The sequence below is a fragment of the Paracoccus homiensis genome, assembly GCF_900111675.1.
GTDB lineage: Bacteria > Pseudomonadota > Alphaproteobacteria > Rhodobacterales > Rhodobacteraceae > Paracoccus > Paracoccus homiensis.
The window spans coordinates 172,693-195,414 of sequence record NZ_FOHO01000002.1 but is presented as its reverse complement, the minus strand read 5'-3'; the positions used below and the strand labels follow the sequence as shown (position 1 = coordinate 195,414).

26 protein-coding genes and 1 tRNA gene are annotated in these 22,722 nt (G+C 63.9%); 9 read left to right on the top strand and 18 right to left on the bottom strand.

Annotated features, from left to right (window positions below; all coding sequences use genetic code 11):
• Positions 1-49 precede the first annotated feature (49 nt).
• The 3 genes from BMX67_RS03275 to BMX67_RS03265 all read right to left on the bottom strand — a co-directional run bounded on the left by BMX67_RS03275 (position 50) and on the right by BMX67_RS03265 (position 3,476).
• A complete protein-coding gene (locus tag BMX67_RS03275; protein ID WP_090732478.1) occupies positions 50-1,534 on the bottom strand; it encodes an NAD(P)-dependent oxidoreductase in 1,485 nt (494 codons plus the stop codon).
• Between the two features lie 152 nt (positions 1,535-1,686).
• The gene (locus tag BMX67_RS03270; protein ID WP_090732477.1) at positions 1,687-2,490 is read right to left on the bottom strand and encodes an undecaprenyl-diphosphate phosphatase; all 804 of its coding nucleotides are present in this window, start codon (positions 2,488-2,490) and stop codon (positions 1,687-1,689) included.
• The gene (locus BMX67_RS03265) at positions 2,490-3,476 is read right to left on the bottom strand and encodes a complex I NDUFA9 subunit family protein (RefSeq protein WP_090732476.1); all 987 of its coding nucleotides are present in this window, start codon (positions 3,474-3,476) and stop codon (positions 2,490-2,492) included. Before BMX67_RS03265 ends, BMX67_RS03270 begins: the two co-directional genes overlap by 1 nt.
• Before the next feature lie 207 nt (positions 3,477-3,683).
• On the opposite strand from BMX67_RS03265, the gene BMX67_RS03260 reads away from it, so the two are divergent.
• Positions 3,684-3,768, top strand: a tRNA-Leu gene (locus BMX67_RS03260).
• A 103-nt stretch (positions 3,769-3,871) separates the two neighbouring features.
• Here BMX67_RS03260 and BMX67_RS03255 read toward each other — a convergent pair.
• Positions 3,872-5,077 (bottom strand): multidrug effflux MFS transporter, encoded by a 1,206-nt coding sequence (locus tag BMX67_RS03255; protein ID WP_090732867.1) that lies wholly within the window; start codon positions 5,075-5,077, stop codon positions 3,872-3,874.
• 103 nt (positions 5,078-5,180) lie between these two features.
• On the opposite strand from BMX67_RS03255, the gene BMX67_RS03250 reads away from it, so the two are divergent.
• On the top strand, positions 5,181-5,759 hold the full coding sequence (locus tag BMX67_RS03250; RefSeq protein ID WP_090732475.1) for a TetR/AcrR family transcriptional regulator: 579 nt from the start codon (positions 5,181-5,183) through the stop codon (positions 5,757-5,759).
• 82 nt (positions 5,760-5,841) lie between these two features.
• Here the strand turns inward: BMX67_RS03250 and BMX67_RS03245 are convergent, their stop codons facing one another.
• A complete protein-coding gene (locus BMX67_RS03245; protein WP_090732474.1) occupies positions 5,842-6,147 on the bottom strand; it encodes a hypothetical protein in 306 nt (101 codons plus the stop codon).
• A 65-nt stretch (positions 6,148-6,212) separates the two neighbouring features.
• Complete coding sequence (locus BMX67_RS03240; RefSeq protein ID WP_090732473.1) at positions 6,213-7,739, bottom strand: M10 family metallopeptidase; 1,527 nt, start codon at positions 7,737-7,739, stop codon at positions 6,213-6,215.
• Positions 7,740-7,907: 168 nt separating this feature from the next.
• Here BMX67_RS03240 and rfbC point away from each other — a divergent pair, with 168 nt between their 5' ends.
• The 4 genes from rfbC to rfbA are packed head-to-tail and all read left to right on the top strand — an operon-like array spanning position 7,908 to position 11,222.
• A complete protein-coding gene (rfbC, locus tag BMX67_RS03235) occupies positions 7,908-8,468 on the top strand; it encodes a dTDP-4-dehydrorhamnose 3,5-epimerase (RefSeq protein WP_090732472.1) in 561 nt (186 codons plus the stop codon).
• Positions 8,465-9,502: a dTDP-glucose 4,6-dehydratase gene (gene rfbB / locus BMX67_RS03230; RefSeq protein WP_090732471.1), complete on the top strand. Its 1,038-nt coding sequence runs from the start codon at positions 8,465-8,467 to the stop codon at positions 9,500-9,502. The genes rfbC and rfbB overlap by 4 nt, the downstream gene beginning before the upstream one ends.
• Positions 9,499-10,353: a dTDP-4-dehydrorhamnose reductase gene (gene rfbD, locus BMX67_RS03225; RefSeq protein ID WP_090732866.1), complete on the top strand. Its 855-nt coding sequence runs from the start codon at positions 9,499-9,501 to the stop codon at positions 10,351-10,353. The genes rfbB and rfbD overlap by 4 nt, the downstream gene beginning before the upstream one ends.
• A complete protein-coding gene (gene rfbA / locus BMX67_RS03220; protein ID WP_090732470.1) occupies positions 10,350-11,222 on the top strand; it encodes a glucose-1-phosphate thymidylyltransferase RfbA in 873 nt (290 codons plus the stop codon). The genes rfbD and rfbA overlap by 4 nt, the downstream gene beginning before the upstream one ends.
• Here rfbA and BMX67_RS03215 read toward each other — a convergent pair.
• From BMX67_RS03215 to BMX67_RS03170, 10 genes are all read right to left on the bottom strand, one after another.
• Positions 11,219-12,151: a glycosyltransferase family 2 protein gene (locus BMX67_RS03215; RefSeq protein ID WP_090732469.1), complete on the bottom strand. Its 933-nt coding sequence runs from the start codon at positions 12,149-12,151 to the stop codon at positions 11,219-11,221. The two genes, rfbA and BMX67_RS03215, sit on opposite strands and share 4 nt — an antisense overlap.
• A 72-nt stretch (positions 12,152-12,223) precedes the next feature.
• Positions 12,224-12,739: a hypothetical protein gene (locus BMX67_RS03210; protein WP_090732468.1), complete on the bottom strand. Its 516-nt coding sequence runs from the start codon at positions 12,737-12,739 to the stop codon at positions 12,224-12,226.
• A 12-nt stretch (positions 12,740-12,751) separates the two neighbouring features.
• Positions 12,752-13,477 carry a flagellar basal body L-ring protein FlgH gene (flgH, locus tag BMX67_RS03205; protein ID WP_090732466.1) on the bottom strand — a complete coding sequence of 242 codons (726 nt, stop codon included), beginning with the start codon at positions 13,475-13,477 and terminating at the stop codon, positions 12,752-12,754.
• Positions 13,478-13,493: 16 nt separating this feature from the next.
• Positions 13,494-13,910 (bottom strand): flagellar basal body P-ring formation chaperone FlgA, encoded by a 417-nt coding sequence (gene flgA / locus BMX67_RS03200; RefSeq protein ID WP_090732465.1) that lies wholly within the window; start codon positions 13,908-13,910, stop codon positions 13,494-13,496.
• A complete protein-coding gene (gene flgG / locus BMX67_RS03195) occupies positions 13,910-14,695 on the bottom strand; it encodes a flagellar basal-body rod protein FlgG (RefSeq protein WP_090732463.1) in 786 nt (261 codons plus the stop codon). Before flgG ends, flgA begins: the two co-directional genes overlap by 1 nt.
• Positions 14,696-14,706: 11 nt before the next feature.
• Positions 14,707-15,423 carry a flagellar hook-basal body complex protein gene (locus tag BMX67_RS03190; RefSeq protein ID WP_090732462.1) on the bottom strand — a complete coding sequence of 239 codons (717 nt, stop codon included), beginning with the start codon at positions 15,421-15,423 and terminating at the stop codon, positions 14,707-14,709.
• Positions 15,424-15,428: 5 nt separating this feature from the next.
• A complete protein-coding gene (locus BMX67_RS03185; protein ID WP_090732460.1) occupies positions 15,429-15,695 on the bottom strand; it encodes a flagellar biosynthetic protein FliQ in 267 nt (88 codons plus the stop codon).
• Between the two features lie 3 nt (positions 15,696-15,698).
• Entirely contained in the window at positions 15,699-15,977 is a 279-nt protein-coding gene (gene fliE / locus BMX67_RS03180) for a flagellar hook-basal body complex protein FliE (RefSeq protein ID WP_090732458.1), read from the bottom strand.
• A 12-nt stretch (positions 15,978-15,989) separates the two neighbouring features.
• Positions 15,990-16,382: a flagellar basal body rod protein FlgC gene (gene flgC / locus BMX67_RS03175; RefSeq protein ID WP_090732457.1), complete on the bottom strand. Its 393-nt coding sequence runs from the start codon at positions 16,380-16,382 to the stop codon at positions 15,990-15,992.
• An 11-nt stretch (positions 16,383-16,393) separates the two neighbouring features.
• Positions 16,394-16,780 carry a FlgB family protein gene (locus BMX67_RS03170; protein ID WP_090732455.1) on the bottom strand — a complete coding sequence of 129 codons (387 nt, stop codon included), beginning with the start codon at positions 16,778-16,780 and terminating at the stop codon, positions 16,394-16,396.
• 98 nt (positions 16,781-16,878) lie between these two features.
• Here BMX67_RS03170 and BMX67_RS03165 point away from each other — a divergent pair, with 98 nt between their 5' ends.
• A complete protein-coding gene (locus BMX67_RS03165) occupies positions 16,879-18,216 on the top strand; it encodes a FliI/YscN family ATPase (RefSeq protein WP_090732454.1) in 1,338 nt (445 codons plus the stop codon).
• Between the two features lie 104 nt (positions 18,217-18,320).
• Entirely contained in the window at positions 18,321-19,052 is a 732-nt protein-coding gene (locus BMX67_RS03160; RefSeq protein ID WP_090732453.1) for a Crp/Fnr family transcriptional regulator, read from the top strand.
• A 3-nt stretch (positions 19,053-19,055) separates the two neighbouring features.
• Here BMX67_RS03160 and BMX67_RS03155 read toward each other — a convergent pair whose 3' ends face one another.
• Both BMX67_RS03155 and BMX67_RS03150 read right to left on the bottom strand, forming a co-directional pair.
• Positions 19,056-19,727: an extensin-like domain-containing protein gene (locus BMX67_RS03155; protein WP_139206440.1), complete on the bottom strand. Its 672-nt coding sequence runs from the start codon at positions 19,725-19,727 to the stop codon at positions 19,056-19,058.
• 29 nt (positions 19,728-19,756) lie between these two features.
• On the bottom strand, positions 19,757-21,175 hold the full coding sequence (locus BMX67_RS03150) for a L,D-transpeptidase family protein (protein ID WP_090732450.1): 1,419 nt from the start codon (positions 21,173-21,175) through the stop codon (positions 19,757-19,759).
• Positions 21,176-21,401: 226 nt separating this feature from the next.
• On the opposite strand from BMX67_RS03150, the gene BMX67_RS03145 reads away from it, so the two are divergent.
• On the top strand, positions 21,402-22,709 hold the full coding sequence (locus BMX67_RS03145; protein ID WP_090732448.1) for a TRAP transporter large permease: 1,308 nt from the start codon (positions 21,402-21,404) through the stop codon (positions 22,707-22,709).
• Positions 22,710-22,722 lie beyond the last annotated feature (13 nt).

Sequence of the window (22,722 nt, the reverse complement as noted above, 5' to 3'; positions counted from 1 at the left end):
GGGCCTGAGCGGGGGAGCGGGGTGCAGGATGGATCATCGCGGACCCCGGTTACTGCGCCGCGACGCGGGCATCGCCGGTCAGGAAATTGGCGATCGATTCGGCGGCCTCGCGGCCATCGCGGATCGCCCAGACGACCAGGCTTGCGCCGCGCACGATGTCGCCCACCGCATAGACGCCCGGAATCGAGGTCTGGTGGGTCTGGAAGTCTGCCTTGACGGTGCCCCAGCGGGTGACCTCCAGCCCATCGACGCCCCACAGCTTGGGCAGGTCTTCGGGTTCGAAGCCAAGCGCCTTGATCACCAGATCGGCGGGTTCGTCGTAATCCGCGCCCTCGATCAGTTCGGGCGACTGGCGACCGCTGACATCGGGCGCGCCCAAACGCATCTTCTGGATGCGCACGCTGGCAACCTGATCGACGCCATCGACATCGGCTTCCTGCGCGACGGCAGCCTCGCCGGTGACATGGCCGCTGAACGAGCCGGGGGCCGACAGCCAGACGAATTCGACGCCTTCCTCTTCGGCGTTCTGCACTTCGCGTTGCGAGCCGGGCATGTTGGCGCGGTCGCGGCGATACAGGCATTTGACCGACTGCGCGCCCTGACGGATGGCGGTGCGGACGCAGTCCATGGCGGTGTCGCCGCCGCCGATGACAACGACACGCTTGCCATTGGCGTTCAGTTCGCCGTCCTCGTAATCGGGAACGTCATCGCCGAAATCGACCTTGTTGCTGGCGGTCAGATAGTCGATGGCGCGCACGACGCCGCCGGCATCGGCATTGTCCAGTTCCAGATCGCGGGTCTTGTAGACGCCGGTGGCGATCAGCACAGCATCATGCTTGCCGCGGATCGCGTCAAAGCTGATATCCTCGCCGACATTGCAGTTCAGCACGAATTCGACGCCGCCGTCTTCCAGCAGCTTGTTGCGGCGCATGACCACGTCTTTTTCCAGCTTGAATCCGGGGATGCCATAGGTCAGCAACCCGCCCGCGCGGTCATAGCGGTCATAGATCGTGACCTGAAAGCCCTGCTTGCGCAGCATGTCCGCCGCCGCAAGGCCGCCGGGGCCGGCACCGATGATCCCCACCGATTCCGAACGTTCCTGCACCGGTGCGCGGGGCGTGACCCAGCCGTTTTCCCATGCGGTATCGGTGATGTATTTTTCGACCGCGCCGATGGTGACAGTGCCGTGGCCCGACTGTTCGATGACGCAATTGCCCTCGCACAGGCGGTCCTGCGGGCAGATGCGGCCACAGATTTCCGGGAAGGTGTTGGTCGATTGGCTGACGCGATACGCCTCTTCCAGGCGGCCTTCGGCGGTCAGGCGCAGCCAGTCGGGGATGTTGTTGTGCAGCGGGCAATGCGTCTGGCAATAGGGCACACCGCACTGGCTGCAACGTCCGGCCTGTTCGGCCGCCTTTTGCGCCGCGAATTCGCGATAGATCTCGTGGAAGTCCTCGCTCCGCTCAGCTGCGCTGCGTTTTTCCGGCATCTCGCGCGGCGTCGAGACGAATTTCAGCATTTTTTGCGTGGCCATAGCTGCGCACCTTCCAACTGTCAGGAACTCCCGCAGTTGCGATAAACCAAGGCGCAGGGAATGAAAAGTCAGTAGTGCTGACCTAAATTGCGATTTTCGCCGCCTTGATGGGTGGGGCGGCGATGAATCTGGTCAAAATAGGTCAGTATGTGTTACGTAGTGGCGAAAAGCGCGATCAGCGCGACCGTCCCGACGATGATACGCCACCAACCGAAAAGCGCATAACCCTTTTGCGAGACATAGCCCAAAAGCCAGCGCACGACGAAGATCGCGGTGATGAAGGCGCAGACGAATCCCACCGCGATATCGCCAAGCGCCGCGGCGTCCAGCACATCGCGATTCTTGTAGAGATCGTAGACGAAGGCCCCCAGCATCGTTGGCATCGACAGAAAGAACGAAAACTCTGCCGCCGAGCGTTTGTCCGCGCCCAGCAGCAACGCGCCCACGATGGTCGAGCCCGATCGCGAGACGCCGGGAATCATCGCAAGGCACTGGATTACGCCGATCTTGAACGCCATGGACAGCGGAAAATCCTCGGCCCGGTCATAGCGCGGGTTTGTGGCCATGCGGTCCACGAACAGAATCACGATCCCGCCCAGGATCAGCATCACGGCGATCAGCAGCGGGGTTTCGAACAGGACCGTCTTGATGATGTCATGGGCCATCACGCCGATCACCACCGCCGGCAGAAATGCCAGCAGCACCGCCAGGATGAAGCGCCGCGATTGCGCATCATGCGGGGCGGTCGAGAAGATGCCCCATAGCCGCGTGGCATAGACGCCAAGAATGGCCAGCACCGCCCCCAGCTGAATCACGACCTCGAAGGCGCGACCGGGCGAATGGAAGTTCAGGAAATGGCCGGCCAGCAGGACGTGACCGGTCGATGAGACCGGGATGAACTCGGTCAGGCCCTCAAGAAGTCCGAGGACCGCGGCGACGATGGTGTTGTGGGGCATCAGTGATTGCGCAGGTTCTTGGCCGAATCCTTGATGGCGTCATATTGCCCCGACGGGCGGAAGCGCCACAGATATTGTTCCAGTACCGCCTCGGGCGCGGTCGGCTGGATGCCCAGATCGGCAAAGCCCTTGGCCCCGTCCGAGACGACATTGTCTTCCCGCAGCAGCGCAAGTTGATCCCGGCTGAGAATGCGGTTCGTGAACAGGCCGCCGGTCACATAGCTTGCGCCGTCCAGTACGCCCGCACCGATTCCCGCCATCCAGAACGGCATGTTCGCGATCAGGCGGCGGCGATGGATGGTTTTCAGCACCAGGGCGATGATTTCGCGCAGGGTCATCACCTCGGGGCCGCCCAGTTCGTAGATGCCCGGCGGAACCTCGCCGCAGGCCCCCTTGGCGGCGGCAAGGGCCACGTCATCCACATGCACCGGCTGCATTCTGGTCGATGCGCCCGAAATCGGCATCACCGGACCGAATCGCGCCATGCTGGCGAAACGGTTGAAAAAGCTGTCGCCGGTTCCGAAGATCACCGACGGGCGCAGCACGATCGCGTCCGGGCGCGCCGTCAGCACGGCGCGTTCGCCGCGGGCCTTGGCGGCGACATATTTGCTGTCAGAATCGGGATCGACCCCGATCCCCGAAATGTGGACGATCTGCGCGACATCCATTTCGGCCGACAGGCGCGCAATGATCGCGGCCCCTTCTTCAAAGACGCTGCTGAAGGTGCTTTTGCCTTCTGGGTTCGTAATATTGACGCAGTTCACGACGGCGTCGGCCTCGGACATCGCGGCGCGGACCGAGGCTTCGTCGCGGATGTTGCACAGCACCGGAACCACCTGGCCGACCGCGCCATAGGTGCGGGTGAACAGGGCTTCGTCCGGGCGGCGCACGGCGACGCGGACGCGCCAGCCCCGCTTGGCCATCAGCTGCGTGACCTGCCGTCCGACAAATCCCGAGCCGCCAAAGATCGTGACCAGTTTCGCCATCGGCTCTGCGCCTCCTTCGTGCCCACTGTTGCGGGCGATCATTACCCAAGCCCAGCCGGTCGGGCAAGGTGAAGCGGGGGCGCTTCGGCGCGCCGCGACAGGATGTCCCGACCCCCAGGAAAGAAATTTTCGCCCGAATGCGATTTTTTCTGAAATCGCCATTGACGGCCCCCTGAACTGCCTTTAGAGACCCGCCTCACACCACCTGCCCAGGTGGCGGAATTGGTAGACGCGCACGGTTCAGGTCCGTGTGCCGCAAGGCGTGGAGGTTCGAGTCCTCTCCTGGGCACCATAGCAAACCCCTGAAACTCAACAACAATTGAGTTTCAGGGGTTTTCTTGTTTCTGGTCCCCGAACGCGCTGGTCTGAAAGCTGGAGGATCGCGGACTGCCGCCCTACACGGTCGCGGGCCGGATGCGTTCGCGCAGTGTCTGGAACAGTAGTGTCGCAGCGCAGGCGGGCACCAGCAGGCCAAGGGTCATGGGCAGCGCGGTTTCCTTGGCCCCAAGCGCAACGCAGGAAGAGACCGTAAAGGCGATCGCGAACTGGCTGGCGCCAAGCAATGCCGATCCCATGCCGGCATCCTTGCCCGAAAGCTCCATCGTCATCGACATCGCATTGGCCGAAAGCAGCCCGACCATGCCGATCGACAGCCAAAGCGGAACGGCGAACACCCACAGGCTTTGCGTTCCGGACGTCAATGTCAGGATCAGGGTCGCGGCAAGGAACAGGGGCAGGCCCGCCGTGACGATCTGTCTAGGGCTGAAACGGTTCAGCAGGGCGCCGTTGAGCTTGCCGAAAATCACCAATGCGGCGGCGATAAGGGCGAAGGTGACGCCGAACTGAAGTGAGCCAAGCCCGAAGATCCCCTGAAACACCGCGGAGGATCCCGTGATGAACGCGAACATGCCGCCCTGCACCAGGCCCGAGACAAGCGCCATGCCCACGAAACTGCGCTGCGACAACAGCGCGGCCGCGGCCCGCAAACCATTGGCAAGGGGCTGCGCCTTGCGGTCGCCAGCCGGAAGGGTTTCGGGCAGCACGATCAGCGACAGGCCAAAGGCCAGCACGCTGATGACAGCCATCGTCGCAAAGATCGAGCGCCACCCGAAAGCCTCAAGAAGGATGCTGCCCAGTGTCGGCGACGCGATCGGGCCGATCGTCAGCAGCATCACAAGAACGGTCATCACCTGCGCCGCACGACGCCCGTCATACAGATCCTTCACGACAGCGCGCCCCACGACCATGCCGGCGCTTGCGCCGATGGCCTGAAGAAAACGCAGCGCATTGAACCAGGCGATGTCATCGACCAGCAGCAAAGCGACCGAGGTTGCGCCAAAGATCGCGATCCCGATCAGAAGCGGGGCTTTTCGACCGTAGCTATCGGTCAGCGGGCCAAGCAGAAGCTGCCCCAGGCACAGGCCAAGAAAGAAGATCGACAGGGAAAACTCGGCCGCTGTATGTGTGGCCCTCATCGAAAGGGCCAGGTCCCCAAGCGCGGCAAGATACATGTCCGTCGCCAGCGGGGGAAACAGCGACAGCAGGCCCAGGGTCGCCGTGATGGTGGCGGCGTGTTTGGGGGTTGGAGAAAATTGGGGCATCATCAATCCGATAGCGTTAGTGGACTTTGGTCCATTAAATTAATGGACTGCCGTCTTTAATGTAAAGGAAGGGCCAGAGTGCATTGATGAACAGGTGCTGTGCATGACCACGAAGAATGTCAGCGGACGGCCGGTGAACGCGCAGGCCAGTCTGGATCTGCGGGCGGCCGCGTTGCGGCTTGTCCGCGAGAATGGCTACGAAAGGGTCTCGATCGCGGCAATCGTCAAACAGGCCGGTGTGGCGCGGCAGACGCTATACAATCGCTGGGATACGAAGGCGGATCTTGTGCTGGATGCCGTGCTGGAAGAAACGCAAAGCTACGCGGCGGCCCCGCGTCTGGACGATCCGCGGCCCTGCCGCGAGTTGCTGGAAGAGTTTCTGGCCAATGTGTTCGACCATCTACTGGTGAATGGGGATGTCTTGCGCGCCCTGATCGCCGCAGCCCAGCAGGATGCGGCATTTCAGGAAAAATTTGCAGCAAGGTTCATTCTGCCGCGTGAACAGATGATCACGGACCTGCTGCGACAGGCCCAGACGCGCGGAGAGCTTTCGTCAGGGCGGGATGCCGAACTGATCTCGGGACTTGTCCACGGCGCGTTCTGGTACCGCTTGCTCAACCGGCGGGGGCTGGACCGTCACTTCGCACAGGCGATCGCGTCAGAGGTGTTCGGGCAGCCGTAGGGGCGGGCGGGGCGACACCATCGCCCTTTCACCGCGTCCGGTTGGGGTCAGGCGCCGGCCTTCAGGGCGCGACATCGCAGATCTAGCAGCGGCCACCGGCAGGATCGGGCCAGTTTTCGGGCGTGCCGGACAGATCCAGCCCACGGGCCGTCGGCGGATGCCAGGTCACATGCGAGACAGAGCCCTGCGAATTGGTGCCTATGAAGGAACCGCCGGTGCCGCCGCTCCAACCGGTATTGCCCTCCACGGCGCGGTCAGCCTCGGGGCTGGCGTCCGAGGCGGGCTGTGCCATGCTGGCGGCGTCGCAATCGGGCGAGGTTGCGGGCGCTTCCTGCGAAAATGCCGGCCCCGCCAGAAGGGTCGCGCTAAGGACGATGTGGCGTAGCATCTGAACCTCGTATGGGTGTTCGGATGATCAACGCTATGTGGTCGCGGCGGGTTCCGATCCTGGCGCTATAGCCACAGATCGTCGGCGGCGACATCCGATATGCCGCGCAGGACAAGGTGGAAATCCGCGTCCCGGTCGCCGTCGCGATCCGCGGTCAGATGTGTGCCGTATTCGTCGGTCCATTTGCGCAGCACGGCGTCAGAGCCATCAAAGCCGCGCCGACCGATGAAGTTCAGGCCCATACCGCGCAGGTCGATATGATCGACCCCGGCCCGGAAATCCCAGACGCGGTCGCGGCTCGTGTCCGAATTCGCCGCCCAGCCAAAGACGAACTGGTCGGCCCCCGCGCCCCCCCAAAGCCCGTCTGAATAGCTGCCGCCGATCAGGCGGTCGTCGCCGGCGCCGCCGAACAGCTTGTCCCAGCCATGCCCGCCAATCAGCGTGTCACGGCCATCGGCGCCGAACAGGCGGTCAGCACCGTTCTGGCCTTCCAGCGTGTCATTGCCAATGCCGCCATCCAGGCTGTCATCGCCATCGCCGCCGAACAGGCGGTCACTGTTCTGGTTGCCCCACAGGCGATCATTCCCGCGCCCGCCCAGCAGCGTGTCATTGCCCAGATCGCCGCGCAGCACATCATTGCCCCAGCGACCGTCCAGCCGGTCGTTGCCGCCAAGGCCGCGGATATCGTTCGCGAGCCAGTTGCCGCCCACGCGATCCGCGCCGCTGCCGGCGACATAATTCTCGATCAGGGTTTCATGCGCGATGCCCATATTGTTGGTGCCGCCCAGAACGCTGGAAAACGTGTCGGGGCGCAGGTTGACGGTCTGGCTGCGCCCGTCTTGCGACATGTTGATCGTGTCGCGCCCGCCCTGATCGAAGATGGTGAAGAAAAACGGGCGCACCGATGCGCTATTCTCCAGAAGGGTGGTGATGGCCGCGTAGGCCCCGGACGCGGTGCCGTCATAGCCATAGACATCGGCTCCGGTGCGGATCCCGCTGGGTGTGCCGTAAAGGGAATGAACCGCGACGATATCGGCGGGCATCGGCGTCAGCACATAGCTGGCATCGGCGTTGACCGATGGATTTTCCCACGGCGCGAAATAGGACATCACCGTGCGCTGCCAGCTGTCCTGCTGCAAGACGGCGTCAGCAATGCTGGCGCTGCCGTTATAGGGACCGGAATGACCCAGACCCAGCGCGTGCCCGATTTCGTGGATCCAGGTCTGCGTCGTATAGCTGATCAGCTGCGTTCCGTAGGTCGCGGACCAGTCCTGGCTGACATTCACCACCGATTTCGTCGAATCGCCGTTGCCCAGATACCATGTCTGCGACCACGCGCCCGACGCACTGTCCTGCAGTTTGATGTCGTGGTTCTGGTTCGTGCCGTTCTGACGAAACCCGATCCCGCTGACCGAGGTCCAGGCCGACAATGCGTAGTCGGCCAGCCGGGCCACGGCGGGGCTGGCCAGCGTTTCGAACACCGTCAGCATGCCCGTGCTTGATATCGGAAAGCTGGAGGCCGGACGCCCGGTATCTTCGTAAAAACCTGTGGTCAGGTATCGCGCGATCTGCAAATTGGTCTGGTGGCTCATGACAATGTCCGATCTGAATATGTGCAATTGCCATGAACCGGCCGCGCGCTTCCAGATTGGATAGCCGGGATAGGTAAAGTTTCGCCTAACGAATTGGGGGGACGCTGCGTGACTTCGCCCATCGTCTTGCCTATACCCCGACAGGTAGATTGTTTTGGGTGACCTCTTATGCAGATCGAGACCACATCACTTCCAGAAGTGCTTGTGATCACGCCCGCCCGACATGGCGATTCGCGTGGCTTCTTTTCCGAAAGCTGGAACCGGGCAAAGCTGGAACAGGCGGGTGTCCACCTGCCGGACTTCGTGCAGGACAATCATTCCATGTCCGGCAAGGTCGGCACGCTGCGTGGGCTGCATTATCAGTCGCCGCCCCATGCACAGGGCAAACTGGTGCGCTGCGGTCGCGGGGCGTTGTGGGACGTGGCGGTCGATGCGCGGCAGGGCAGCGCGACCTATGGCCAGTGGTACGGCACCGAGCTGAGCTTTGAAAACGGGCGACAGCTGTGGATCCCTGCCGGGTTCCTGCATGGTTTCGTGACCCGCGAACCCGATACCGAGATCGTCTATAAATGCACCGCGCATTACGATGCCGCCAGCGACGGTGCCGTGCGCTGGGACAGCCTGGGCATCGACTGGGGCGTCAGCGATCCGCTGCTGTCCGACAAGGACCTTGCCGCCCCCGCCTTCGACGATTGGGTTTCACCATTTACCGCGAAGGGTGCGGCATGAAAATTCTTGTGACCGGCGGCGCCGGGTTCATCGGCTCTGCCGTTGTCAGGCTGGCGATTTCGCGTGGCCATCAGGTCGTCAATCTGGACGCGCTGACCTATGCGGCCAATCTGGCGAATGTCGCCGCGGTCGCCGACAGCCCCGATTATGCCTTCGAGCAGGTCGATATTCGCGACCGCGCGGCGCTGGACCGTGTCTTTGCCGAACACAGCCCCGATGCAGTGATGCATCTGGCCGCCGAAAGCCATGTCGACCGGTCCATCGACGGCCCCGCGGCCTTTGTCGAAACCAATGTCATCGGCACGTTCAACCTGTTGGAGGCTGCCCGCAGCCACTGGATCGCCAAGGGCCGCCCCGAAGGGTTTCGCTTCCACCACATCTCGACCGATGAGGTCTTCGGCAGTCTGGGTGAGACCGGGCAGTTCACCGAAACCACGCCCTATGACCCGCGCAGCCCCTATTCCGCCAGCAAGGCGGGTTCGGACCATCTGGTCCGGGCCTGGCACGAAACCTATGGCCTGCCGGTCGTCCTGACCAATTGCTCCAACAATTACGGACCCTATCACTTCCCCGAAAAGCTGGTGCCGGTCGTCATCCTTAAGGCGCTGGCCGGTGAACAGATCCCGGTTTACGGCGATGGCGGCAATATCCGCGATTGGCTGTATGTCGAGGATCACGCCGATGCGCTGCTGCTGGTGCTGCAGCAGGGGCAGGTCGGGCGCAGCTATAATATCGGGGGCGAGAACGAGGCGACGAATATCGACCTGGTGCGCACCATCTGCGCCCATATGGATCAATTGTCGCCGCAGGGCGCGCCGCATGACCGGCTGATCAGCTTCGTGCCCGACCGTCCGGGCCATGATCGCCGCTATGCCATCGACCCGACGCGCATCCGCGACGAACTGGGTTGGCGCCCTTCGCTGACCGTCGAGGAAGGGCTGCGCCGGACCGTGGAATGGTATCTGGGCAATCGCGATTGGTGGCAGCCGTTGCTGAACCGCGACGGTGTGGGCAAGCGGTTGGGGACAGGCTGATGCTGGTTTTCGGTGAAACCGGGCAGCTGGCCCGCGAACTGCGCCTGCTGGCCCCCGATGCCGTGTTTCTGGGGCGGTCGCAGGCCGATCTGAGCGATCCCGAAAGCTGTGCCAAGGCGATCCGCGACCATCGCCCGCAGATCGTGATCAACGCTGCCGCCTATACCGCCGTCGATCGCGCCGAGGAACAGCCCGACATCGCACGGCTGGTCAATGCGGATGCGCCCGCCGCCATGGCCCATGCCTGTGCCGAACTCGGGATCCCGCTGCTGCATGTCTCGACCGATTACGTGTTCGATGGCAGTGGCGATCAGCCGCGTGACGAAACCTGCCCGACCGGCCCCCTTGGCGTCTATGGCGCCACCAAGCTGGCGGGCGAGGCGGCAATCGCGGCGTCGGGGGCGCGTCATGTGATCCTGCGGACCTCGTGGGTATTTTCGGCATTCGGGGCGAATTTCGTCAAGACGATGCTGCGACTGGGGGCCGAGCGTGACCGGCTGACCATCGTGGCCGACCAGATCGGCGGCCCGACCCCGGCTGTGGATATCGCGCAGGCGCTTCTGGTCATCGCCCGGACCATGCTGGCCCAGCCCGACCGTCCGGGGGGCATCTATCATTTTTCCGGCGCGCCCGATCTGTCCTGGGCAGATTTCGCGCGCCGGATCTTTGCGCAGGCCGGTCTGTCGCCCGAGGTCGTGGATATTCCGTCCTCGGGCTATCCGACGCCCGCGCGGCGTCCGGCGAATTCACGGCTGGATTGCAGTCGGATCAAGGACGACTTCGGAATTTCGCGCCCCGATTGGCGCAAGGGCTTGGCCAAGGTCATCAGGGATGCAGGGGTAGGGGCATGACACAGCGCAAGGGGATCATTCTGGCCGGAGGCTCGGGGACGCGGCTTTATCCGATCACGATGGGCGTTTCGAAACAGTTGCTGCCGCTGTATGACAAGCCAATGATCTATTACCCGATCACGGTGCTGATGCTGGCCGGGATCCGCGAGATCGCGATCATCACCACCCCCGAGGATCAGGAACAGTTCAAGCGGCTGCTGGGCGATGGCGGCCAATGGGGCCTGCGGTTCGAATGGATCGTGCAGCCCTCGCCCGACGGGCTGGCACAGGCCTATCTTCTGGCCGAGGATTTTCTGGACGGTGCGCCCTCGGCCATGGTTCTGGGCGACAACATCTTTTTCGGGCATGGCCTTCCGGTTCTTCTGCAGGCGGCGGATCAGCGGCAGACAGGTGGCACGGTCTTTGGCTATCGTGTGTCCGACCCCGAGCGATATGGCGTCGTCGGCTTCGATGCGGATGGCACGGCGGTTCAGATCGTCGAAAAGCCCAAGGTGCCGCCGTCGGATTATGCCGTGACCGGGCTGTATTTCCTTGACGGAACCGCGCCGCAGCGGGCCGCCCAGGTCAAGCCTTCCGACCGCGGAGAGCTGGAGATCACAAGCCTTCTGGAAAGCTACCTGGCCGATGGCAGCCTGACGGTCGAACGCATGGGGCGCGGCTTTGCCTGGCTGGATACGGGCACGCATGCCAGCCTGCTGGACGCCGGAAACTTTGTGCGGACGTTGGAAAACCGTCAGGGTTTGCAGACCGGCTGCCCCGAGGAAATCGCCTATGATGCGGGCTGGATCAGCGCCGATGACCTGCGGGCACGCGCCGCCAAGTTTTCAAAGAACGCCTATGGCGACTACTTGCTGCGACTGCTGAACTAGGGCCGCAGGCGCCCGGCAAGTGCGGCGGCATAGAAGGCCGCCGTGCCGGCCGGCGTATGGCGATACAGACCAAGTCGTCCCAACATCGCGGCGGCCAGGGGACCGGGTTTGTGCAGGGCGTCCTGCATCCGGTCCAGAAGGTCGCGGTTCCCGGCGGTCAACAAGTGACGGGACTGGTCCAGCGCCCGGTGATTGGCCTGCAACCAACTGCCGTAATCGCCCTGAAACAACTGGCCCAGACGTTTGGCCATGGCGCGCGGGGTGTCGTTGCGGCCCATCTCGCTGCGGCCGTGCTGACGGTAGGACAGCACCGGTTCGGGGTCGTGAATCGGCAGGCCACCCGCGCCCGAAATCAGCTGATAGGCCCACCAGTCATGCGATTCGATCCCCGCCGCGATCGCCGCGCCCACGCCCTGCTGCAGGATCGCCGCGGCGGCCGGATTGAACACCGCGGTGTTTCCCGCCATGCAGGCCTGAATCAGGGCGTTCCGAAATCCGAAGGGACGGGAAAAGCGGCGCGACGGCGTCAATTCGGTCAGGTCCTCGGCGCAGATGATGGTACGGGCGGCATAATGCGCGGGGCCATCATGCGGGGCGATTGCAGCCATCGCGCGCGCCAGCTTTTCAGGATACCAGACATCGTCCTGATCGCAGAAGGCCAGCGCCGGTCCCCGCGGGGCCTGTTCGACCAGATGCAGGAAATTTCGCGTCGCGCCCTGACGTGGCCCGTCGATCACTGTCACCTGACCGGCGGCATAGCGCGCGGCGAAGTCCCCCACGATCTGCCGTGTCGCATCGCTTGAACCGTCGTCCGATACGATCAGGCGCCAATCGCGATGGCTTTGCGCCGCGATGCTGTCCAACTGCGCGGGCAGGAACGCCGCACCATTATAGCTGGCAAGAAGGATGACGACCGTGGATGAGGGCATGGCGTGGGGCAGATCCGGTTATTGCGCGGCACGTTCTGCCTGCTTCGACCGGACCACGCAACCGCCAAGGCGCTAACCGCCCTGACGTGCAATTGCCTCGATCAGGACGGCGCTGATCTTGTCATCCCCGATCGGGGCGGCTGCGGTCAGCAGGCTTTCCCGCAAGGGCAGCAGTCGTGCCTCGGTCGTGTAATTGCCATCGAAGGCCCCGGTATTTGCGGCGATCAGCAATTGGCGCAGCAGCGCATCGCGCAATCTGTGTTCGCGCGTTTGCAGCATCTGCAGCTGATCTTCCGTCGTTTCCAGCGACAGCGTCAGGATCATCATCGCGCCCATGTCGCCATTGCGCGCCAGCGGGACGAAGAACTGACCGGGAAAGCTGAAAACCGCTGCGGCGGTCTTTGCAGCTTCGCCATGATCGTCCTTGGCGTGGTCTGCGGGCTTGTCCTTGGGCGGGCTTTCGGCATGTGCGGCATCGTCGGCATGATCCGCGCCTGTCGGGGCCGCATCGCTGCGCAGCATGTCGCCCGCGAACGCGCCGCCAAGCAGCGCGATCAGGGGCAGAACCAGTGTAAGGATCTTCTTCATCTGTCCGCGTCCTTAGTAGGGCAGCAGGATATCGGCGACCTGCTGGCCATAGCGCGGCTGCTGGACATCGGTGATCTGGCCACGCCCGCCATAAGAGATGCGCGCACCGGCAATGCGGTCATAGGCGATCTCGTTCTGCCGGTCGATATCGGCGGGTCGCACGAAGCCGCTGACGGTCAGTTCGCGCAGTTCGTAGTTCACGCGCACCTCTTGCGTACCTTCGATCTGCAAAGTCCCGTTGGGCAGCGAGTCGATGACCGTGGCCGCCACGCGCAGGGTCAGCTTGTCACGACGCGAAATGCTGCCCTCGCCCTTGTAGCTGGAGGAAGATTTGGCATCCGCCAGCTCATCGAATCCGGCACCGGCGGGCAGCTTGTCGGCAAGCCGTTGTGGAATGCCGACCATCTGCGGGATCGACAGGTTTTCACCCGCCGCCCGCGAGCGGTCGGAGCTGTTGCTGATTTCCGCACGGTCATCGATTTCGATGACGACCGTCAGGATGTCACCCCGCGCGGCTGCCCGGCGGTCGCTGACCAGCGAGGAATGCGCCCCCGCCCAAAGCGAAGCGGCGGCTTCGGGTCGGCCGGAATCGACCGGAATTTCCAATGGCGGGTTGATCATCGCGGTGAATTCCTCGCTGGCGCGTGGGTCGGTCAGGGTGGGTGGTCGGCCCAGATGATCGGCACGCTCGCAGGCGGTCACGGCAAGGATAAGGCAAAGAAGTTGGGGGGCTTTCATGAGATGTCCTTGCAATCTAATGCGCGACGCTAAGCGTGCCGTCGGAGTTGACCCGCGCGGTGATGGTGGATCGCGAACCAAGGTTCATGACGCGGACCAGATCGCCCGCGGCACCCTGGTCAAGGCTGCGGCCATTGGTGGCGATGCGCAGGGTGCCTTTCTGAAAATCAAGCCGGACCAGCTGGTTACGATTGACCAGGATCGGTGCTTGCAACAGGCTGGCCTGGATCGGGCGGCCTTCGTAGATGGTGATGCGGGTCTGAAGCCCGATTGCCTGCGACGGATCGGTCAGGCCGCGATGGTCGCCATCGCTTGCGCGCAGGTCGGCCGCGCCGATCACCGTACCGGCGGGCAGGGTGCGCGCGGCGGCCAGTCCGCCGGCATGGGTGGCGTGGGGCAGCAGCAGGCCCAGGATCAGCAACGCCCGACGCATCAGCGCACCTGGACCGTTGCGCCCATCATCTGATCGGCGGCGGTGATGACCTTGGCGTTCAGTTCGTAACCGCGCTGCGCCTTGATCAGTTCGGTGATTTCGCGCACGGCATCGACCGAGCTGTCTTCCAGATAGCCCTGGCGCAGGATCCCCATGCCCTCTTCGCCGGGATTCACCACGAGGGGCGCGCCCGATGCGGCGGTTTCCAGAAACAGGTTCGAGCCCATCGCCTCGAGCCCCTTTTCATTGGCAAATCCCGCCAAGGTCAGCTGACCCAGTTCCTCGGGTTCGACGCGGTCGCTGAAATAGGCATAAACCTCGCCCCCGGCATTGATCGAGATCGAGCGTGCATCCTCGGGGATGGTGATGCCGGGCGCGACCTGATACCCGTCCGAGGTCACGACCAGCCCGTCAGCCGAGCGTTTCAGCCCGCCATCGCGGGTATAGGCCGACAGGCCCGAGGGCAGAACAACCTCCAGATAGCCGTCGCCGTCGATGGCGATGTCCAGATCACCGCCCGTCTGACTGAGCGAGCCCTGCGCCAGATTGACGGTCACGGCGGTCGGGCGCACGCCCAGGCCCAGTTGCACCCCCGCCGGGATGACCGTGCCGTCGGCTGCCGCGACAGAGCCGGGTCGCACCGCCTGCTGGTATTGCAGGTCCGCGAACTCGGCGCGGCGGGCGTTGTAGCCGGTGGTCGACATGTTGGCGAGGTTGTTGGAAATGACCTCGACACGGGTTTGCTGCGCACTCATCCCGGTGGCGGCGATCTGCAAAGCTCTCATCTATCTGCCTTTCAGCGGGTCATCGCGGTGATCGCGCCACGGATGCGCTGATCTTCGCGATCAAGGAAGGATTGGCCCAGTTCGTAGGCGCGCTGCACCTCGATCATGCGCGAGATCTCGAACACGGCGTCGACATTGGATTCTTCAAGAAAGCCCTGCCGGATCTGCGGGTTCTCGACAGGTTCGGGATCGGTGTCGGTGGCAAACAGCGTGCCGCCGTCATGGGTCAGCTGCGCATCCTCGGCGGCGGTAAAGACGCCGATCCGGGCAAAGGGCACGCCATTGGCCGAAACCGTACCGTCACCGGCCACGGACACCCCCGTCGCGCCCGCGGGCACAAGGATCGGGGCCTGTCCTTCATCCAGCAGGCGATGGCCGTCGGCATTCATCAATTCCCCCTCGCCCGAGGGCATGAAGGCGCCGGCACGGGTCAGGCGATCGCCCTGCGGGGTCTGGACCATGAAGAAGCCGTCCCCCTCGATCGCCAGATCGAAACTGCCATTGGTCTGGTTCAGGACACCCTGGTTCAGATCGATCAGCCGCCCGCGGGCATGGGCCATCGACAGGGTGTCCCCGCGCCCGTCCACCGGTGCCAGATGTTCGGCAAAGATCACCCCTTCGCGACGAAAGCCGGTGGTATTTGCATTGGCGATATTGTTCGCGACGACCCGCATTTCCTTCATCAGCCCGGATTGACGGGTCAGCGCGGCATAGATGGCGTTGTCCATGGGCGTCAGCTTCCTGCAATGAGGGGGATGATCTGCCCGACATAGAAATCGGACAGGGCGGTGGTCATGAAGCTCATGGTGACCCAGAACACGATCAGCATCAGGCCTACCTTGGGCACGAAGGTCAGGGTCATTTCCTGAACCGAGGTCAGCGCCTGGAACAGGCCGATCACCACCCCGGCAATCAGCGCCACCGCCAGCATCGGGGCCGAGATTCGGACCGCGATCAGCAGCGCCTGTCGCATCATGTCGAAAAGAAGCGTCTCGGACATGGCTTAGACCGGCATCCGCAAGATTTCCTGATAGGCCTCGACGACCTTGTCGCGGATGGCGACCACGGTTTCCATCGCCAGTTGGGTTTCGGCGATGGTCTGGACCAGTTGGTGGGTCTCGACCTGGCCGGTCATGGCGCCGGTTGCGGCGCTGTCGATCCGGGCCATTTCCTGGGCAAAACCCTCGGCGGCATCGCCGACCTTGGCGGCGGCATCGGGTTGTCCGGGCGCGACCGCGCTGCGGGCTGCGGAATAGGCGTTGGCGGCGTTCAGGGTCAGCATGGCAATATCCTTTTAGCGGCGCAGCAGATCGAGAAGAGAGCTTCCCATCTGGCGGGATTGTTCGAAAACGCGCAGATTGGCCTCGTAGCTGCGGCCAGCCTCGCGGGAATCCGCGATCTCGACGATCAGATCGACATTCGAGCCCTGGTAGTAGCCCTGCTCATCCGCCATCGGATGCGAGGGATCATAGACCTGGGGCAGTTCCGACCGGTCCAGCCGGGTACGCGAAGCCTCGACCTCGCCGGTGGGGCGGCCAAAGCGGATCGCCTCTTCAAAGCTGACAAGCTTGCGGCGATAGCCGGGCGTGTCGGTATTGGCGATATTCTCGGCCGTGTGGCGCAGGCGCTCGCTTTGGGCGCGCATGCCGGATGCGGCCAGCCGAAGGGGGGTGACATGTTCGTTCATTCCATCACCCCTCAGCTGCGACCAAGACTGGTGCGCATCAGATCCAATGCCGATCGATAGATGCCCAGGGACAGTTCATGCTGCTTCTTGGTTTCGGCCGCCCGCAGCATTTCTTCTTCCAGCGAGACATTGTTGCCATTCGGCGATGCCGGGCCATCGACGCTGAATTCGCGGCGCTCATCCGCGGTCCAGACGGTGGCGTCGATATGGCCTGTGCGTGTGCGGCGCAGCTCTGGGGCGTGCTGGTTGCGATAGCTGTCTTCAAATGGTTCCAGATCGCGCGCGGCGTAACCCGGGGTGTCGGCATTCGCCACGTTGCGGGCGACGACCGTCTGTCTTTTGGCGGCGTAGTCGGTCATCGCCCGCGCCATATTCATCAGTTCAATACGCTCAAACATGAGGCTTCTCCTCAGTTCCGATAAACCGGGTCTTAACCCCATTTGGTTTAGAAACCGTTTCGAGGCGCGGATTTGCCCGCGATTGAAAGGAAGCCGAAATGGATCAAATTGAATCGGTCGCGCGACGGATACAGGCGGTCAGTCCGGTCAACTATTACGGGCGCGTGCGTACGATCCGCGCGGGGCTGATTTCGGTTGCGGGGCTGACGGCGCAGGCCTCGGTCGGGGATCGCGTCCGGGTCAAGCTGTCATCGGGCGATGTCGCGGGCGAGATTGTCGGCCTCAGCCAGCGATTCGCCGAGGTGCTGCCCGAGGGAAACCCCGAAGGGCTTTCGATCGGCGCCGAGGTCGAGTTGATGTTTGCCCCGACCATCTCGCCCTGTGACGCGTGGATCGGGCGCATCATCGACCCGTTGGGCCAGCCGCTGGATGACAGGCCCCTGCCACAAGGCAAAGCGCCGCGTCCCTTCCGGTGCGAAGCATTGCCGGCAGTGCGTCGCAAGCGTCTGGGCGCAAGGCTGCCGACGGGCCTTGCCGTGTTCGACACCTTGCTGCCCTTGGTGCAGGGCCAGCGAATCGGCCTTTTCGCGGGCTCGGGTGTGGGCAAATCGACGCTGCTGTCCAATCTGGCGCGTGGGGTGCAGGCCGATGTCGTCGTCATCGCGATGATCGGCGAACGTGGACGGGAACTGCGCGAATTCGTCGAAAAGACGCTTGGCCCCGAAGGAATGAAGCGCGCGGTCATCGTGACCGCGACCTCGGATCGTTCACCGCTGATCCGGCGTCGCTGTGCCTGGGCCGCGATGGCGGTGGCCGAGCATTTTCGCGATCAGGGCAAGCATGTGCTGTTGCTGGCCGACTCGATCACCCGTTTTGCCGAGGCGCATCGTGAAATCGCCCTGGCGGCGGGTGAACCGCCCAGCTTTCGGGGCTTTCCGCCCTCGGTTTCGAATCTGATCATGGCTCTGTCGGAACGGGCCGGTCCGGGGCTGGATGACAGCGGCGATATCACCGCGATCTTCAGCGTTCTGGTTGCCGGGTCGGATATGGAGGAACCCGTCGCCGACATCCTGCGCGGCACGCTGGATGGTCATGTGGTTCTGGAGCGCAGCATTGCCGAACGGGGGCGTTTTCCGGCGGTGGATGTGGTCAAATCGGTGTCGCGATCCCTGCCCGATGCGGCAAGCCCGGCTGAAAACACCATGATCGGGCGGGCGCGGGCGGCGCTTGGCGCCTATGCCGAATCCGAGCTGATGATTCGTGCCGGGCTGTATGCACCGGGGTCCGATCCGCAGCTGGACGAAGCCGTGCGCCTGTTCCCGCAACTGGAAAAATTCGTGGCCACGTCATCGGCCGCGATCTCCGACAGCTTTGCCGCGCTGGAGGCAGCGTTGCGGCATCCGGCCCGCGCCGCCGGGCAGACGAGGCGGAACTGATCGCAGGGCAAGCGGCTTAATGAATGTTAGACGGACCCGGCATGTCATTGCGCGGGACTTGTCTATTTGCAACTGTCCCGCAGCCCTTGGAAAGGAGGGGCAAGATGGCGATCAGCGAGTATTTTATCCGGTATCTTCAACGACGTGACACCTTGTCTGACGTCGATCTGAACAGATTGCGGAAGGTTCAGACCCAGCGTGTTTCGTTCGGTCCCGGCGAGGTCATCGTTCCCGAGGATCGGATCGCGAGGCGCAGTTGCATGATGCTGCGCGGCATGTCCGCGCGTGCGCATCAACTGGTGGGGCGTCCGACGGATCGGGTGATCACGGCGTTGCATGTGCCGGGGGATTTCGTCGATCTGCACGGTTTCGTGCTGGCCGGGCTGGAGCATTCCGTCATCTCGGTCGGGCCGTCCGAGGTCGAATTCATCGACCATGCCGAAATGACCGAGATTACCGAAAACTTCCCCCATCTGACCCGCCTGTTGTGGATGGCGACCCTGATCGACGCCGCGATTCACCGGCAGTGGCTGGTCGCGGCCGCATCCTTGCGGTCAAGTGCCCATCTGGCGCATCTGATCTGTGAAATCTACACGCGGCTGAACGCCGTGGGGGCCGCGTCCGATTACCGGTTCTGCATGCCCTTGCTGCAGCGCGAACTGGCGGAAATCCTAGGCTATTCGCCGATCCATGTGAACCGCGCCGTGCGGGATCTGCGCGACCGCGGTGCGTTGCGGTGGAACGGGTCGGATGTGCAGATCCTGGACTGGGCGGCGCTGGTGCGGTTGGCGCGTTTTGACCCGACCTATCTGGATCTTGAGCAACTGCGCCGCTGAGTTTCATTGGCACAGCCGCCAGCCCCCTGTACGCGGCATCACGTCCAGATGCAGATGGTCGTCATGTGCGTCATTGCTGCCGGGACCAAGAACCGTGCTGAAGAACAGGCAGGCCGTGGCACGGGCGCTGCGTTGAAACGCCTCGTCCAGGTTGCCGCTGTCCTGTCGCGGCTGAACCGCGATCGGTTCGCGGCCATCAAAGGTGAAGCCGGTGATATCGACGGCATTGCCCAAGGCATGTTGCGAAATCCTGGGCCGCGTGGCGCCGGTGCCGACGCGGGCGCGGCAGCTGTAACCCGGACCCACGCGCAGCCCGGTCAGGCGCGGGGCACCGGGCAGCGCGGCCGCCGAGGGTCGCAATGCGTGATGCGCCCAAAGGGCAAGGCTGCGGGCGGTGTCGCAGCGCAGGACAGGCGCCCCGTCAAGCTGCAGGCCGGGCAGGATCTCGGTGATCTGCAAAGGGCGGGCGATTCCGCATTCGGGGTCGTCCGGGTCGCTGACGGGATCAAGTTCACGAAAGGATGCGCCCAGCAGGGACAGGGCAAGGCGACAGGCTGCGAAATCCTGATCCGTTTCGGTGGTGGGGGCGATGGGGTCCTGTGCGGTCGCAGGCGGTTCGGGGCGTTCGGGTGGTCGGATGTCCGACTGCGCCGGGGTCATGGCGGTGATCGCCACGACCAATGTTGCAAGGCGTCGCGCCGCGTTCACGGTTGCGGCGACGGTGCCACGACCGTCGCATCCGGCAACGCACCCGACAATGCATCGCTCAGCGGATCCGCCGTGGATTGCGGCAATGCTTCGGGCAGCGTTTCAGGCAGGGGCATCGCATCGGGCAGCGGCAGCGCGTTTTCTTCCGTCGTGTCCTCGAAGATCTGGCCGCCACCCGGCAGGGGCGACTGGCTTGCGGCGGCAGGAATGATGGCCTGGACCGCCTGCGTTGCCGCCTGCGGCAGGGAAAGCGGCGCAGTGCTGGACGGGGGCAAAGTGGCTGGGGGCAGGGTGGCCGTCGTCGTTGCGGCGTCGCGAACCGGGCGCGCGATCGGCGCACGCGCCGAAATCGCGACGCTGGCGGCCGAGCTTGCGACCTCGGGCAGGGCAGGTGTCGCGGGGCGCGTCACATCGGCGATGGTCACGCCGGGTTCCAGAAACTCGACCGTGGTGGTGCCGGGGATGACCATATGTGCCAATTCCTCTGCGTCCCAATTGGTCAGGCGCACGCATCCATGCGACTGACTGTGAAACAGCCGCGAGGGCGTCGGGGTTCCGTGAATGCCATAGGTCGGCTGCGACAGGTCGATCCAGACGCTGCCGACGGGACCGTTCGGGCCGGGCGGGATCACCAGCGGCTTGTTGTTTTCGCCCTGACGGAAATTCTTGTCGGGATTGTAGGTATAGTTCGGGTTGATGGCCGTGGTGACGACCTTGTGCGTCCCCGAGGGCGAGGGCGTATCGTTCGATCCGACCGTGGCGGGATAGTCCACGATCATGTCGCCCATCGCGTCATAGGCGGCGACGCGGCGCGTGGCCTTGTCGATTATGATGCGGCTGACCTTGGTCTTGATCGGTTTCGTCGGTGTCGTCACGCGGATCGTCGTGCCGGGCTGGATCGTCGCACCGGGATTGAGGAAGGTGATGAACTTGTCGTCCATGTGAAACCGTTCCCCCAGCTTTTCCAGAATGCTGGTAAAGCCCTGCGAACTCATCGCGGCCTTTTCGGCGTAATCGGACGGGATCGCATCGACCAGCCCCTGCGCGTCCTCGGGCGTGATGGTATAGGCCATCGTTACCGGGGCCGCCGCATAGGGTTGCAGCAATTGCCAGACGGTCGGGTCCATGCGGCCATCCATCGGCAGGCCGGCGCGGCGTTCGAAGGCCATGATCGCGCTTTGGCTCATGCCGCCGCTGAAGCCGTCGACCACGCCGGGCGAGATCCCGGACCGGTCCAGAAGCACCTGAACCTTTGCCGTGATCGCCGACCGACCCGAGGGCAGATCACCGCCGGCATAGGTCGCGGCGTCGATCTGATCGGCGCTGAAGGTCGTTTCGGCATGCCCCATGCCCGCCTGCAGCCCCGTCGTGGCAAGAAGCGTCGCCAGTGCGATCCGGTATGGGAAGGCCGTCATGAAAGTCTCCGTCTGTTGCACCGGCAGAATCCACTTTCTGACGGCGAAGCGCCAGATATCCTGCCTGTCACTTTTCGGTCAATCGCGCGTTGTGGCCTTTCGGGTGGCCTGCTATCCCGGTGTGCAGCGAAGGAGGGGCAGATGGGTCAACGGCCATCGGGATCGACCGACGAGGCAATGACGTGAGGTCGTCACAGCCTGTCCCCGCCCGTGCTGCGCGGCCCGCATGCTGATCGGCTGGCTTGGCCTTGCGATCCTGATCGTCCTGCTTCTGGCGCGGGTCCCGGTGGCATTGGCCACGGGCGCGGTCGCGGCGCTTGGCGTGTTGGCGGCGGAATTCGCGCTGGGGGCAGGGCCGTGGGAAAGCGGGCAGGCGATGCTGGCGATGTTGCAGCAGGTGCTGCATGTCGATGCGGTGGCGATGGTCGTCCTGTTCCTGCTGCTGGGAAATCTGGCCTTCTATGCGGGCATCAGCACGCGCATCTATGACGCCGCTGCCGTCTGGCTGCAGCGCGTACCCGGCGGCATGGCGATCGCCGCGATCATGGGCTGCGGCGGGTTCGCGGCCATTTCGGGGTCCTCGGTCGCCTGCGCCTCGACCATGGGGCGGATCTGCGTCCCCGAGATGCTGAAGCAGAGCTATGACGCGCGTCTTGCGACCTCGGCCGTGGCGGTCGGCGGGACATTGGGATCGCTGATCCCGCCGTCGGTTCTGTTCATCATTTTCGGTCTGCTCAGCGATACATCCGTCGGGCATCTGTTCATCGCGGGCATCCTGCCGGGCCTGCTGTCGCTGGCTGGGATGGTCGGTGTGGTCATCTGGTGGGTCGCCGAGGATCGCGGTGTCGCCCCCGCCGCCAGCGACACAAGGGCCAGCCGCCGCGAGGCGTCGATGGCGCTGTGGCCGCCGGTCATCCTGCTGGCGATCATCGTCGGGGGCATCGCCTCGGGCTGGGCGACGCCGGGAATGGCCGCCGCCCTGTGCGTTCTGGTCACGCTGGTGATCGGTCTTCTGCAGGGGCGGCTGAATGTCGAAAATCTGTGGCAGGTGCTGCGCCAAAGCGCGGTCCAAAGCCTGTCGGTGCTGGCGCTGATCGCGGCGGCCAGGATCTTCATGGGCTTTCTGGACCTGACCGGCGTGGGGCAGGTTCTGGCGGATGCGGCACGATCGGCCGGGCTGCCGATGCTGACCGTGCTGGCCATCGCCGCGATCGTCTATCTGCTGATGGGCATGGTGATCGAGCCTTTGGGCATTCTGGTCCTGACCGTGCCGATCATGCTGCCCCTGACACAGGCCTATGGGCTGGATCTGATCTGGTTCGGCGTTCTGGTGGTCAAGCTGCTGGAAATCGCGCTGATCACGCCGCCGGTCGGTCTGAATGTCTTCGTGATCGGCAGCGTGACCCGAAATATCGGCATGGACCGCATCTTTGCCGGTGTGGCGCGGTTCCTGATGGTCGATCTGCTGGTTTTGCTGGTGCTGATCCTGTTTCCGGCGGTGTCGCTGTGGCTGCCCGGCCTGATGGCCCGTTAGACCATCCGGGCCG

Excerpts from the sequence above, each read along its gene's own strand:
- BMX67_RS03275 (WP_090732478.1), bottom strand. The coding sequence starts at position 1,534 with ATGGCCACGCAAAAAATGCTGAAATTCGTCTCGACGCCGCGCGAGATG.
- BMX67_RS03270 (WP_090732477.1), bottom strand. The coding sequence starts at position 2,490 with ATGCCCCACAACACCATCGTCGCCGCGGTCCTCGGACTTCTTGAGGGC.
- BMX67_RS03265 (WP_090732476.1), bottom strand. The coding sequence starts at position 3,476 with ATGGCGAAACTGGTCACGATCTTTGGCGGCTCGGGATTTGTCGGACGG.
- BMX67_RS03255 (WP_090732867.1), bottom strand. The coding sequence starts at position 5,077 with ATGCCCCAATTTTCTCCAACCCCCAAACACGCCGCCACCATCACGGCG.
- BMX67_RS03250 (WP_090732475.1), top strand. The coding sequence starts at position 5,181 with ATGACCACGAAGAATGTCAGCGGACGGCCGGTGAACGCGCAGGCCAGT.
- BMX67_RS03245 (WP_090732474.1), bottom strand. The coding sequence starts at position 6,147 with ATGCTACGCCACATCGTCCTTAGCGCGACCCTTCTGGCGGGGCCGGCA.
- BMX67_RS03240 (WP_090732473.1), bottom strand. The coding sequence starts at position 7,739 with ATGAGCCACCAGACCAATTTGCAGATCGCGCGATACCTGACCACAGGT.
- rfbC (WP_090732472.1), top strand. The coding sequence starts at position 7,908 with ATGCAGATCGAGACCACATCACTTCCAGAAGTGCTTGTGATCACGCCC.
- rfbB (WP_090732471.1), top strand. The coding sequence starts at position 8,465 with ATGAAAATTCTTGTGACCGGCGGCGCCGGGTTCATCGGCTCTGCCGTT.
- rfbA (WP_090732470.1), top strand. The coding sequence starts at position 10,350 with ATGACACAGCGCAAGGGGATCATTCTGGCCGGAGGCTCGGGGACGCGG.
- BMX67_RS03215 (WP_090732469.1), bottom strand. The coding sequence starts at position 12,151 with ATGCCCTCATCCACGGTCGTCATCCTTCTTGCCAGCTATAATGGTGCG.
- BMX67_RS03210 (WP_090732468.1), bottom strand. The coding sequence starts at position 12,739 with ATGAAGAAGATCCTTACACTGGTTCTGCCCCTGATCGCGCTGCTTGGC.
- flgH (WP_090732466.1), bottom strand. The coding sequence starts at position 13,477 with ATGAAAGCCCCCCAACTTCTTTGCCTTATCCTTGCCGTGACCGCCTGC.
- flgA (WP_090732465.1), bottom strand. The coding sequence starts at position 13,910 with ATGCGTCGGGCGTTGCTGATCCTGGGCCTGCTGCTGCCCCACGCCACC.
- flgG (WP_090732463.1), bottom strand. The coding sequence starts at position 14,695 with ATGAGAGCTTTGCAGATCGCCGCCACCGGGATGAGTGCGCAGCAAACC.
- BMX67_RS03190 (WP_090732462.1), bottom strand. The coding sequence starts at position 15,423 with ATGGACAACGCCATCTATGCCGCGCTGACCCGTCAATCCGGGCTGATG.
- BMX67_RS03185 (WP_090732460.1), bottom strand. The coding sequence starts at position 15,695 with ATGTCCGAGACGCTTCTTTTCGACATGATGCGACAGGCGCTGCTGATC.
- fliE (WP_090732458.1), bottom strand. The coding sequence starts at position 15,977 with ATGCTGACCCTGAACGCCGCCAACGCCTATTCCGCAGCCCGCAGCGCG.
- flgC (WP_090732457.1), bottom strand. The coding sequence starts at position 16,382 with ATGAACGAACATGTCACCCCCCTTCGGCTGGCCGCATCCGGCATGCGC.
- BMX67_RS03170 (WP_090732455.1), bottom strand. The coding sequence starts at position 16,780 with ATGTTTGAGCGTATTGAACTGATGAATATGGCGCGGGCGATGACCGAC.
- BMX67_RS03165 (WP_090732454.1), top strand. The coding sequence starts at position 16,879 with ATGGATCAAATTGAATCGGTCGCGCGACGGATACAGGCGGTCAGTCCG.
- BMX67_RS03160 (WP_090732453.1), top strand. The coding sequence starts at position 18,321 with ATGGCGATCAGCGAGTATTTTATCCGGTATCTTCAACGACGTGACACC.
- BMX67_RS03150 (WP_090732450.1), bottom strand. The coding sequence starts at position 21,175 with ATGACGGCCTTCCCATACCGGATCGCACTGGCGACGCTTCTTGCCACG.
- BMX67_RS03145 (WP_090732448.1), top strand. The coding sequence starts at position 21,402 with ATGCTGATCGGCTGGCTTGGCCTTGCGATCCTGATCGTCCTGCTTCTG.